Genomic DNA, 12670 nt, shown 5'->3' on the forward strand with positions numbered 1-12670 from the left:
GTCTCGACAATCCGAAACCATGCCTTAGCGTCTAGCCATGGCCACGCACAAGACCCCGCACAGCCGCACGCTGATCCTCATGCGGCACGGGAAGTCGGCATACCCGGCGGGAGTCGCCGACCACGACCGCCCGCTCGCCCCACGGGGCCGACGCCAGGCCGCGATGGCCGGAGACTGGCTCAGGGCGATGCAGCCACCCGTCGATGCGGTGTTGTGCTCGACCTCCGTGCGCACCCGCGACACCCTCGCCGCCGCAGGGGTCACTGCACCAACCACCTTCAGCGAGGCGCTCTATGGTGCGTACCCCGCGCAGGTGGTCGCCGAGATCGCCGAGACCGACGTATCGGTGCGCACTCTGCTGGTCGTCGGACACGACCCCGGAATGCCGACAACCGCACTCGATCTGGCGGGCAACCCCGACACCGGGGATGCGGTGGCGATACGCGAGAAGTTCCCGACGTCCGCACTCGCCGTGCTCACCGTCCCGTGCAGCTGGGCCGAACTCACCTCGAGCTCGGCGTCGCTGACCACGTTCCACGTTCCGCGGTAGCACAGGCCCGACACAGAAAGGCCCCACCCCCGAAGAGAAAGGGGTGGGGCCGGTCTGGGTGAACGGACGACGAGTCCTGAGACTCGTCAACCACTCACAGGGGCTGCGCCCCTACCGGTAATCGTTGCTGAACCCGTAATCGTCCAGCGGCACTGCAGCACCGGTGTTCTGGCCGAAGCCGTCCGGGCTGTAGTACTGGTCGTCGTAGGACGGAACCGCATACGCCGCCGCACGTGCCTCTTCGGTGGGCTGAACCTGGATGTTGCGGTAACGGTTGATACCGGTACCGGCGGGGATCAGCTTTCCGATGATCACGTTTTCTTTCAGACCGATCAGCTTGTCCGAGCGACAGTTGATTGCCGCATCGGTCAGCACGCGAGTGGTCTCCTGGAACGACGCCGCAGACAGCCACGAGTCGGTGGCCAGCGATGCCTTGGTGATACCCATGAGTACCGGACGACCGGCCGCAGGCTCGCCACCTTCGGACACGACCCGACGGTTGGCCGCCTCGAAGTCGGCCCGCTCGGTCAATGAACCGGGCAGGAACTCCGTGGCACCCGAGTCGATGATCGTCACGCGACGCAGCATCTGGCGCACGATGACCTCGATGTGCTTGTCGTGGATCGACACACCCTGGCTCCGGTACACCTCCTGGACCTCGTTGACGAGGTGGATCTGCACCTGGCGGGGGCCCATGACGCGCAGCACCTCGTGGGGATCGGCAGCACCTTCCATGAGCTGCTGACCGACCTCGACGTGGTCACCGTCGGCCAGAAGGCGTTCGGTGCCGTCCTCGTGCTTGAAGACACGCAGACGCTGACGCTTCGAGAGCTTGTCGTAGACAACCTCTTCGCCACCGTCGTCCGGGACGATGGTGATCTTGTAGAAGCGGTCGCCGTCCTCGAGCTGGACACGTCCGGTGACGTCGGCGATCGGGGCCTTGCCCTTGGGGACGCGGGCCTCGAACAGCTCCTGAACACGCGGCAGACCACCGGTGATGTCGTCTCCGGCGACACCACCCTGGTGGAACGTACGCATGGTCAGCTGGGTGCCGGGCTCACCGATGGACTGTGCGGCGACGATACCGACGGCCTCACCGATGTCGACCAGCTTGCCGGTGGCCATGCTCCGGCCGTAGCAGGTGGCGCAGACGCCGGTGCCGGTGGTGCAGGTGAGCACCGAACGGACCTTGACCTGCGTGATGCCCGCTTCGAGCAGCGCATCGATAGCCGGGTCGCCCAGGTCGTGACCACGCTCGACGATGACGTTTCCGTTCGCGTCGACCGCGTCGGCGGCCAGCGTACGGGCGTACGTGCTGGTCTCCACGTGAGCATCGCGGATCATCGTGCCATCGGGCTGCTTCTCCGCGATGGTGGTGACGATGCCACGCTCGGTTCCACAGTCGACCTCACGAACGATGACGTCCTGCGACACGTCCACCAGACGACGGGTCAAGTAACCCGAGTCGGCGGTACGCAGCGCGGTGTCGGCCAGACCCTTACGGGCACCGTGCGTATTGATGAAGTACTCGAGAACGGTCAGGCCTTCCTTGAAGGAAGACTTGATCGGACGCGGGATGAACTCACCCTTGGGGTTGGTCACCAGACCCTTCATACCGGCGAGCGAACGAACCTGAGTCATGTTGCCGGCGGCGCCGGACTTCACGATCATCGGGATCGGGTTGTCGTCGGGGAAGTGGGCCTCCATGGCCTTACCGACCTCATCGGTGGCCTCGGACCAGATCTTGACCAGGGCGCTGTTGCGCTCGGTCTTGTTCAGGGCACCACGCTGGTACTTCTTCTCGATCTGATCGGCCTGAGCCTCGAAGGACTCCATGATCTGAGCCTTCTCCGGCGGCACGAGGACGTCGGAGATGGAGACCGTGACACCGGAACGCGTGGCCCAGTAGAAGCCGGCGTCCTTCAGCTTGTCGACGGTCTGCGCGACCACGATCATGGGGTAACGCTCGGCGAGGTCGTTGATGATCGTCGCCTGACGCTTCTTCGGCATCTGCTCGTTGACGAACGGGTAGTCCGCGGGAAGCAGCTCGTTGAAGAGCACCCGACCCAGGGTCGTCTCCGCGGTCCAGCCGTCACCGTAGTTCCAGCCCTCGGGGAACAGCTCCGACTCGAGGTCACGAGGCGGGCGCTGCTGCGTGAGCCGCACCTTGATCTTCGCCTGCACGACCAGCGCACCACGATCGACGGCCATCTGAGCCTCGGCAGGCGAGGAGTACACGCCCTGTTCGGCGCCCTCTCCGTCGGAAGCCTTCAGCTCGCCGGTGGCACCCTCGTCCAACCGGGTCAGGTGGTACAGACCGGTGACCATGTCCAGACGCGGCATGGCGAGCGGTCGACCCGACGCGGGCGAGAGGATGTTGTTCGACGACAGCATCAGGATGCGCGCCTCGGCCTGCGCCTCCGCGGACAGCGGAAGGTGCACGGCCATCTGGTCACCGTCGAAGTCGGCGTTGAACGCCTCACACACCAGCGGGTGGAGCTGGATGGCCTTGCCCTCGACCAGTTGCGGCTCGAAGGCCTGGATGCCCAGACGGTGCAGCGTCGGTGCACGGTTCAGCAGCACGGGGTGCTCGGCGATGACCTCTTCGAGGACGTCCCACACCTGTGCGCGCTGGCGTTCCACCATGCGCTTGGCGGACTTGATGTTCTGCGCGTGGTTCAGGTCGACCAGACGCTTCATCACGAACGGCTTGAACAGCTCGAGAGCCATCAGCTTGGGCAGACCACACTGGTGCAGCTTCAGCTGGGGACCGACGACGATGACGGAACGACCCGAGTAGTCGACGCGCTTACCGAGCAGGTTCTGACGGAATCGACCCTGCTTACCCTTGAGCAGGTCGCTCAGGGACTTCAGCGGGCGGTTACCGGGACCGGTGACCGGACGGCCGCGACGGCCGTTGTCGAAGAGTGCGTCCACCGACTCCTGCAGCATCCGCTTCTCGTTGTTGACGATGATCTCGGGGGCACCGAGGTCGATCAGTCGCTTGAGGCGGTTGTTGCGGTTGATGACGCGGCGGTACAGGTCGTTCAGGTCGGACGTGGCGAAACGTCCACCGTCGAGCTGCACCATCGGCCGCAGCTCCGGCGGGATCACCGGAACGGCGTTGAGAACCATGCCCATCGGCGAGTTCTGGTTCGTCTGGAAAGCTGCGACGACCTTGAGACGCTTCAGTGCGCGGAGCTTCTTCTGCCCCTTGCCGCTGCGGATGGTCTCACGCAGGTTCTCCGCTTCGGCGTCGATGTCGAAGTTCTCCATCAACTTCTGGATCGACTCAGCGCCCATGGCACCGGTGAAGTACTCGCCGTAGCGGTCGACCAGCTCGCGGTAGAGCAGCTCGTCGACGATGAGCTGCTTGACGCTCAGCTTGGTGAACGTGGTCCAGATCTCGTCGAGACGATCCAGCTCCCGCTGCGCGCGATCGCGGAGCTGACGCATCTCGCGCTCGCCGCCGTCCTTGACCTTGCGGCGGACGTCGGACTTTGCGCCCTCGGCCTCGAGTTCGGCGATGTCGGCCTCGAGCTTCTGCGCGCGAGCCTCGAGGTCGGCGTCACGCTGATCCGCGACAGCCTTCTTCTCGACCTGCATCTCGGCTTCGAGCGTGGAGAGCTCGTTGTGACGCAGCTCCTCGTCGACACCGACGATGACGTATGCGGCGAAGTAGATGATCTTTTCGAGATCCTTCGGCGCAAGGTCGAGCAGGTAGCCGAGCCGGCTGGGCACGCCCTTGAAGTACCAGATGTGGGTGACCGGGGCAGCCAGTTCGATGTGGCCCATGCGCTCACGGCGAACCTTGGCGCGAGTCACCTCGACGCCGCAACGCTCACAGATGATGCCCTTGAAGCGGACACGCTTGTACTTACCGCAGTAGCACTCCCAGTCCCGGGTGGGGCCGAAGATCTTCTCGCAGAAGAGGCCGTCCTTCTCGGGCTTGAGCGTGCGGTAGTTGATGGTCTCCGGCTTCTTGACCTCGCCGTAGGACCAATTGCGGATGTCCTCTGCACTGGCGAGGCCAATGCGGAGTTCATCGAAGAAGTTGACGTCGAGCACGTAACTTCCTTTCCCCAGAGGGATTGTGGATCAGCGGTGGCCGCCGATACCTGACTGCCAATTCAAATGTGAACTACGCCCCCGGGCCCCTGATTTCTCACGGGCCCGGGGACCGAAACCTAGTTCGCGAGGTCGTCGACCGTGGCCGCTTCGTTCCGGGACAAGTTGATGCCCAGGTTCGCTGCGGCGCGCTCGAGGTCCTCGTCGTCGCCGTCCGCCATCGCGATGGCCGCACCGTCCGAGGACAGCACCTCCACGTTCAGGCAGAGCGACTGAAGCTCCTTGAGGAGCACCTTGAACGACTCCGGGATACCCGGCTCGGGGATGTTCTCGCCCTTCACGATGGCCTCGTACACCTTGACTCGACCCACCACGTCGTCCGACTTGATGGTGAGCAGTTCCTGCAGCGTGTAAGCCGCGCCGTAGGCCTGCATCGCCCAGCACTCCATCTCACCGAAGCGCTGGCCACCGAACTGGGCCTTACCGCCGAGCGGCTGCTGGGTGATCATCGAGTACGGACCGGTCGAGCGTGCGTGGATCTTGTCGTCGACCAAGTGGTGCAGCTTGATGATGTACATGTAGCCGACCGACACCGGGTACGGGAACGGCTCGCCGGAACGGCCGTCGAACAAGGTGGCCTTTCCGTCGGACGCGACCATCACTTCGCCGTCACGGTTCGGCAGTGTCGAACCGAGAAGACCGGTGAGCTCGTCTTCCTTGGCACCGTCGAACACGGGGGTGGCGATGTTGGAGTCGGCGGGAGCGGACAGCATCTCCTCCGGCAGCTGCTCGGCCCAATCGGGACGCGAGCCGTCGCCGGCGACCTGCACGTTCCAGCCCGTCTTGCCGATCCACCCGAGGTGGGTCTCCAAGATCTGACCGATGTTCATACGACGCGGAACACCATGGGTGTTCAGGATGATGTCCACCGGGGTGCCGTCGGGCAGGAACGGCATGTCCTCCTGGGGGAGGATCTTGCCGATGACGCCCTTGTTGCCGTGGCGGCCGGCGAGCTTGTCGCCGTCCTGGATCTTGCGCTTCTGTGCCACGTAGACGCGGACCAGCTCGTTGACACCGGGGGGCAGATCGTCGTCGTCATCGCGCGAGAACACACGAATGCCGATGACCTTGCCGGTCTCACCGTGCGGAACCTTGAGCGACGTGTCGCGGACCTCACGAGCCTTCTCACCGAAGATGGCGCGCAGCAGGCGCTCCTCGGGGGTCAGCTCGGTCTCGCCCTTGGGCGTGACCTTTCCGACCAGCACGTCACCGTCACGAACCTCGGCACCGATACGGATGATGCCGCGCTCGTCGAGGTCGGCGAGGACCTCGTCGGAGACGTTCGGGATGTCCCGAGTGATCTCCTCGGCACCGAGCTTGGTGTCGCGGGCATCGATCTCGTGCTCCTCGATGTGGATCGAGGTGAGAACGTCCTCCTCCACGAGGCGCTGCGACAGGATGATCGCGTCCTCGTAGTTGTGGCCTTCCCACGGCATGATCGCGACGAGCAGGTTCTTTCCGAGTGCCATCTCACCGTTTTCGGTGCAGGGGCCGTCGGCGAGGACCTGTCCGGTCTCGACACGCTGTCCCTCGTCCACGATCGGACGCTGGTTGGCGCAGGTGCCCTGGTTCGAACGCGCGAACTTGCGCATCCGGTAGGTCTTGCGGGTTCCGTCGTCGGCCATGACCGTGACGTAGTCCGCGGAGACCTCTTCCACGACACCGGTCTTCTCGGTGATGATGACGTCGCCGGCGTCGACTGCAGCCCGCAGCTCCATGCCGGTGCCGACCAGCGGAGCCTCACTGCGGACGAGCGGCACCGCCTGACGCTGCATGTTCGCGCCCATGAGGGCACGGTTGGCGTCGTCGTGCTCGAGGAATGGGATCATCGCGGTTGCGACGGACACCATCTGTCGCGGCGAGACGTCCATGTAGTCGATGTCGGCGGACGACACGAACTCGACCTCGCCGCCCTTACGACGAACCAGAATGCGGTCGTCGGTGAAGTGACCGTTGGCGTCGATGGCCGAGTTGGCCTGGGCGACGACGTGGCGGTCCTCTTCGTCTGCGGTCAGGTAGTCGACCTGGTCCGTGACCTGGCCGTCGACGACCTTGCGGTACGGCGTTTCGATGAAGCCGAACGGGTTGACCCGTGCGTACACCGACAACGAACCGATCAGACCGATGTTCGGACCCTCAGGGGTCTCGATCGGGCACATGCGGCCGTAGTGCGACGGGTGAACGTCTCGCACCTCCAGACCAGCCCTTTCGCGCGACAGACCACCTGGGCCGAGGGCGGACAGACGACGCTTGTGCGTCAGCCCCGACAGCGGGTTGTTCTGGTCCATGAACTGCGACAGCTGGGAGGTTCCGAAGAACTCCTTGATCGCAGCGACGACGGGCCGGATGTTGATCAGTGTCTGCGGCGTGATCGCCTCGACGTCCTGGGTGGTCATGCGCTCACGAACCACACGCTCCATGCGGGACAGGCCCACGCGGATCTGGTTCTGGATGAGCTCACCGACCGTGCGCAGGCGACGGTTACCGAAGTGGTCGATGTCGTCGACCTCGACGGGGACCGTGACGCCGCCGGGGGCGGTCATCTCGGTGTCACCGGCGTGCAGGCGCACCAGGTACTCGATGGTGGCGACGATGTCTTCCTCGGTGAGGGTCGACGCCACGATCGGCTGCCCGGTGTTCAGGCCCAGCTTCTTGTTGATCTTGTAGCGACCCACACGTGCCAGGTCGTACCGCTTGTCCTTGAAGAACAGGTTCTCCAGCAGCGTCTGCGCGCTCTCCTTGGTAGGCGGCTCGCCCGGGCGCAGCTTGCGGTAGATGTCGAGCAGCGCCTCGTCGGTGCCGGCGGTGTTGTCCTTCTCCAGCGTGGCCATGAGGATCTCCGAGAAGCCGAAACGCTCGGTGATCTGCTCGGTGGTCCAGCCGAGGGCCTTCAGCAGCACGGTGACGGGCTGACGACGCTTGCGGTCGATGCGGACACCAACGGTGTCGCGCTTGTCGACGTCGAACTCGAGCCATGCGCCGCGGCCGGGGATGACCTTGACGCTGTGCAGGTCCTTCTCGGTGCCCTTGTCGACCGAATGGTCGAAGTACACGCCAGGGGAACGCACCAGCTGCGAGACGACGACGCGCTCGGTGCCGTTGATGATGAACGTGCCCTTGTCGGTCATCATCGGGAAGTCACCCATGAAGACCGTCTGGCTCTTGATCTCACCGGTGTTGTTGTTGATGAACTCCGCGGTGACGAACAACGGCGCCGCGTAGGTCATGTCTTTGTCTTTGCACTCGTCCGTCGAGGCCTTGACCTCGTCGAAGCGTGGGTCCGAGAAGGACAGAGACATCGAGCCCGAGAAGTCCTCGATCGGAGAGAGCTCCGCGAGAATGTCCTCGAGACCGCCGGAGATTGCGCTGTCGCCACGAGCGGCGGCGCGCTCGCGCCAGCTCTGCGCACCGATCAACCACTCGAACGAATCGGTTTGTACATCAAGAAGCCCGGGAACTTCGAGGGGTTCGCGAATTTTCGCGAACGAAACCCTCTTCGGGGCTCCGGGGATTCCGGAAACTGCCTTGGTCTGGCTAGAGACTGCCAAGATGCGTCCTTCCAGCACCTCACGCGGGCCGCTCTGTGCTGTTGCGACCGCCGCTGTATCTGCTTTGAATTTCGCTGGTTACAACCCGAACGAAACCCGTCACAGAGGCGAGAAGTGGAAACACTTCACAGCAGTTGAGACGAGAGGTGGACAGGAGGCAGCCAGCGCAACGTCCAAAAGTACACCCAAACTCAGCAGATGTCGAGTCGGGCAGCCGAAGGAGCACCCAGCCGGGCGCTCGGCCACGCGCCGGAAGCGCATGTTCGCGCATCAGAGTGACGCGTGATCACCCCGGCGTCAAGAGTCAGCGTGCGTGTCGCGTCGTCTCCGCGTCGTCGAGAACCGCCCGCCGAGCCTGTTCACCACCCCTTCCCCGCAGCCCGGGGGCGGTGAACAATATGCCCACGCGATCGCCGAGACCTCGGGGGAAGGAGGGCCGTGACGCGCTGGAGTGCTCTCGTCGTTGCCCGCCCGAAGCTGGTCCTGACGGCGGTGATTTTTCTCGTGCTGGCGAGCGGCGCCTGGGGTTCGGGGGTGTTCGACCGGCTGAGCCTGGGTGGGTACACCGACCCAGGCAGCGAATCGGCCGGCGTCGAGAGCCTGATCGAGGAGGAGTTCGGCCGCCAGACGCCCGACCTCGCGGTGACCTACACGGCACGTCCCGGAGAGACGATCGACGCCCTGGGTCCCGAGGTGTCCGCGCGGCTGGCGCAGATCGATCCGGCTGCGCTTGCCAACACTCCCCTCTCGTACTGGACGGCGCCAGCGCAGGCCCGGGAGTTTCTGCGCTCCACCGACGGCACCGAGGGACTCGTCGTCCTGTCTCTACACGGCAGCGAGAACACCAGGATCGCCGCGTACCACGATCTCGCACCCCTTCTCCTCATCGATGGTGTGAATACCGAGTTCAGCGGATTCAGCGTGATCGCCAATGCGTACAACGAGGAGTCGGAGAGCGACCTGATCACGGCCGAAGCCATTTCCTTCCCGATCCTCCTGGTCTTGCTCCTTGTCATTTTCGGCGGACTCGTGGGGGCCGCCGTCCCCCTGTGCATCGGCGGCCTCGCGATCCTGGGCGCACTCGGTGCACTGCGAGGAATTTCCTACGCCACCGAGGTCAGCGCGTTCTCGATCAATATCGCCAGCCTGGTCGGACTGGGGATGTCCGTCGACTACGGGTTGTTCGTTGTAACCCGCTTCCGTGAGGAACTGCGGTCCGGGGCCGAGACCTCGGAGGCTGTTCAGCGCACGATGGCCACCGCTGGACGGACCGTGGGGTTCTCCGCACTTCTCCTCGTCTGCGGCTTCGTGGGCATGCTCGTCTTCCCGCAGGCGCTGGTCCGGTCGTTCGCCTACGGGGGCATGGCAGCCATCGGTATCGCCGCTGTCCTGTCGCTGTCGGCGCTACCCGCCGCACTTACCGTCCTCGGCCCCCGAATCAACTCGCTCACCTGGCGCCCGGGAGTGGTCGAACGTAGCGAGGACCGGGCGCACCGATTCTGGGGCGGTGTCGCCGCCCGGGTGATGCGGCGGCCCGTCGCGGTTGCCGTCGGCATCGTCGCCGGTCTGCTGGTCCTCTCCGCCCCGCTCGTCGGCGCCTCGCTGGGCGACCTGGATCACACCGGGTTGCCCGCGGGTCATCCGGCCCGCCTCGCCGTCGACGACCTGGCCACCGACTTCCCGCTCGCCAACAACGGTGCGACTCTCGTCCTGTTCGGCACCGACGGCAAGGCTCCGCCGGCGTCGGCGACGGCGGAGTTCTTTCAGGCGACGGCGGAGGTAGAGGGCGTTCGCCGCGTGGTTCCGGTCGGCACCACGGAAAGCTTCACCGCAATCCGGGCCATTTTCGACGACGCCGACAGAACGGAAGGGGCGATGACGACGGCAGCCACTCTTCGCGATCTCCCATCGCCGGCAGGCACCGAGAAACAGATCGGCGGACTCAACGCCCTCACCGCCGACGGGCTGGACTCGATGGGCGCCACTCTGCCGTGGATGATCGGGATCATGGTGGCCGTCACCTTCGCCCTGATGGTCCCGGCTTTCGGCTCCGTGGTCCTGCCGTTGAAGGCGATCGCGATGGCCGCGCTCAGCCTCGCCGCCTCGTTCGGCATCCTCACATGGATTTTCGAGGACGGTCACGGAGCCGGACTGCTCGGTGTGACGCCGGGCCCACTGCCCGCGACGATGGTCGTCCTCATCATCGCCGTCGTGTTCGGACTCTCCACCGACTACGAGATCTTCCTGATGTCGCGGATGGTCGAGGCCCACGAGCAGGGCGCGTCAACGGAAGATGCCGTGCGGATCGGCACCGCGCACACCGGCCGCATCGTCACGGCCGCGGCCGCACTACTCATCGTTGTCACGGGAGCCTTCACCCTCTCGGACCTGACGATGATACGGTTCATCGGCCTGGGCATGATCGTGGCCTTGATCATCGACGCCACCGTGATCCGGATGATGCTCGTCCCCGCCCTCGTCGCACTGATGGGTGAAGCGAACTGGTGGGCGCCCACATTCCTCACGCCGCGACGGGTACCGCCCGACGCGAACGGACACTCGAAAACCGCTGCGGCACATACTTTGCCGGTCGACACGTCACGCCGATAGGCACACCGAACCGCACGACCCCAGTCGCACTGGCGAATTCGTTGTTCAGCTGACTACACGGTTCAGCTGCCTACACTGTTTTCGAGGCCGCTCGTCCGGGGAGCGTAGATCAGCTCAGCCTTCGCTGTCCGAGATGTCGGACAGCACCCACTTGCCGTCGACCTTCTCCAGCTTGACCGACAACGGCGTTGCCGCACTGCCCTGCGCCACAGCGTCTCCCGTGGCACTCACGTTCATGTGCGCCAAGAGTTCCGCCCTGTCTCCTTCGAGGAAGGTGACACCGATGTCGGTGACCGACGCCTCGGTGGCAGTCTTGGTCTGGATGGCCGCGTCTTTCGTCGTCGCCGCAGTCTGATCGAACTCGGCACGCTTGGCCTCGTTCAAGTAACCACGGGCCTTGTCGAAATCCTGGTCGATCGTCTCGTAGTTGTAGGTGTACAGCGACTCGATCGCCTCGGTCCCGGCCTTGGTCACCTCGGCGGTGCCACTCTCGTCCACCCACGCGGTGTTGGTGATGTGCCCACCCGGCTGAAATGCCGCCACGACCGCGAAGATGCCCAGCACCGCTGCGACAGCACCCAGGATCCCCACCAGCTTCCACGTGATACGGCTACTGCCGATCTCCGGTGTCGCCGTCGGAGCCGATTGGGTACTGATACGCGGCTGCAGGTTGGGAACCTTCGCCTTTCCCGCCGCACTTGCCTTGGCCGTGGACACAGTCTTGGCGCCCGGCGCTGCCTTCTTCACCGACGTCGACTTCGCCATCGACACCGGCTCGCCCGTTTCCGCGGGCTTGGTGCCAGCGGTCTTCGTGTCAGCGGTCTTCGTGTCCGGCGTCGCGGCCGTGTCGACGGCAGCCGCTGCCGCCACATTCTCCTGCTCGACAGGGCTTTTCGCGGTCGGGTCCTGCTCGGGATCAGTCGACGACTTCTTCGGAAGTTTCGTCGTGGGCGAAGGCGGCGGAGTTACTCGCGATGCCGGGTCGTTGACACGGTTGCGGGTTCCCGCTACCCGGGGACGCCTGCCCTTTGCAGCGCTGTCCGGCACGTTGTTACGGCGCTTGGGGGGCATAGTTCACCACTTTCTCATTGCACGACGAACTCTCGTCGACGTGGGCACCGCGGCGACGAATCCGGCGCGGCTCATCACAACTACTGACCGCCGGTGTCACCGGGCGCCGGAACCAACTCGGGCGCGGGGGCGGCCGGACCATCGGTCGGTGCCGGGGCCTGCTCCCCCGGTGCCGGTGCCTGCTCTCCCGGTGCCTGCTCTGCCGGTGCCTGCTCTGCCGGTGCCGGTGCGGCGCCGTCGGCGGGCAGCGGGCCGTTTTCGAGGGGGATACGCGCACCCACCGGCTCGACGGAAGACGCCTTCCAGACACCGTCGACGTCCTGCACGTCCAACCTCATGGTGACCTTGGACTTGTCGAAACGGTCAGGCCACGTCGTGGTGACCGCTACGACGACCAGTGCCTTCGCGAGGCCGTCATCCGTGTTCAGCTCCGTCAGAGTGCCCTGCATCAGTTCGGCCTTGCTCGTCGCACCCGACTGGCGCATCTGGTCGGTGAACCCGTCCATGGTCGCCTGAAGATCCTGGTTCATTTTGTCGCCCGTGATGGACGACTTCATGTTCTCGAAGGAACCTTCGAGGTTTGCGGAGTCGACCGAATTGAGGTTGATCGCCGCCTGCTGCGCACCGTTCAACGCGGAATCTCGTGCGTCGGCGATCGGCTTGTCCACGAAGAGCGCTCTCGCCCACCCGAAGCCAAACCATCCGGCTGCAATCACCGCGACCACCACCAGTGCGGTCACCGCAGCAAACGAGGCCTTCAGAG

General features: G+C 64.9%; 6 protein-coding genes. 2 read left to right on the forward strand and 4 right to left on the reverse strand.

The features are described from left to right. Window positions 1-37: 37 nt before the first annotated feature. Window positions 38-550 (forward strand): histidine phosphatase family protein, encoded by a 513-nt coding sequence (locus tag HYG77_RS07610; RefSeq protein WP_208962329.1) that lies wholly within the window; start codon window positions 38-40, stop codon window positions 548-550. A 111-nt stretch (window positions 551-661) separates the two neighbouring features. On the opposite strand, the gene HYG77_RS07615 is transcribed toward HYG77_RS07610, so the two are convergent. After that, window positions 662-4618 carry a DNA-directed RNA polymerase subunit beta' gene (locus HYG77_RS07615; RefSeq protein ID WP_109327993.1) on the reverse strand — a complete coding sequence of 1319 codons (3957 nt, stop codon included), beginning with the start codon at window positions 4616-4618 and terminating at the stop codon, window positions 662-664. A 119-nt stretch (window positions 4619-4737) separates the two neighbouring features. Continuing rightward, window positions 4738-8244 carry a DNA-directed RNA polymerase subunit beta gene (locus tag HYG77_RS07620; protein ID WP_109327991.1) on the reverse strand — a complete coding sequence of 1169 codons (3507 nt, stop codon included), beginning with the start codon at window positions 8242-8244 and terminating at the stop codon, window positions 4738-4740. A gap of 420 nt (window positions 8245-8664) precedes the next feature. On the opposite strand from HYG77_RS07620, the gene HYG77_RS07625 reads away from it, so the two are divergent. Next, the gene (locus HYG77_RS07625) at window positions 8665-10836 is read left to right on the forward strand and encodes an MMPL family transporter (RefSeq protein ID WP_208962330.1); all 2172 of its coding nucleotides are present in this window, start codon (window positions 8665-8667) and stop codon (window positions 10834-10836) included. A 114-nt stretch (window positions 10837-10950) separates the two neighbouring features. Here the strand turns inward: HYG77_RS07625 and HYG77_RS07630 are convergent, their stop codons facing one another. Continuing rightward, complete coding sequence (locus tag HYG77_RS07630) at window positions 10951-11907, reverse strand: hypothetical protein (protein WP_208962331.1); 957 nt, start codon at window positions 11905-11907, stop codon at window positions 10951-10953. Between the two features lie 80 nt (window positions 11908-11987). After that, window positions 11988-12647 carry a hypothetical protein gene (locus HYG77_RS07635; protein WP_208963314.1) on the reverse strand — a complete coding sequence of 220 codons (660 nt, stop codon included), beginning with the start codon at window positions 12645-12647 and terminating at the stop codon, window positions 11988-11990. Between the last annotated feature and the right edge of the window lie 23 nt (window positions 12648-12670).

This window comes from Rhodococcus sp. ZPP, assembly GCF_017656075.1.
Classification (GTDB): domain Bacteria; phylum Actinomycetota; class Actinomycetes; order Mycobacteriales; family Mycobacteriaceae; genus Rhodococcus_F; species Rhodococcus_F oxybenzonivorans.

What these genes read in the sequence shown, in the direction of transcription:
- HYG77_RS07610 (WP_208962329.1), top strand. Translation starts at nt 38, where the DNA reads ATGGCCACGCACAAGACCCCGCACAGCCGCACGCTGATCCTCATGCGG.
- HYG77_RS07630 (WP_208962331.1), bottom strand. Translation starts at nt 11,907, where the DNA reads ATGCCCCCCAAGCGCCGTAACAACGTGCCGGACAGCGCTGCAAAGGGC.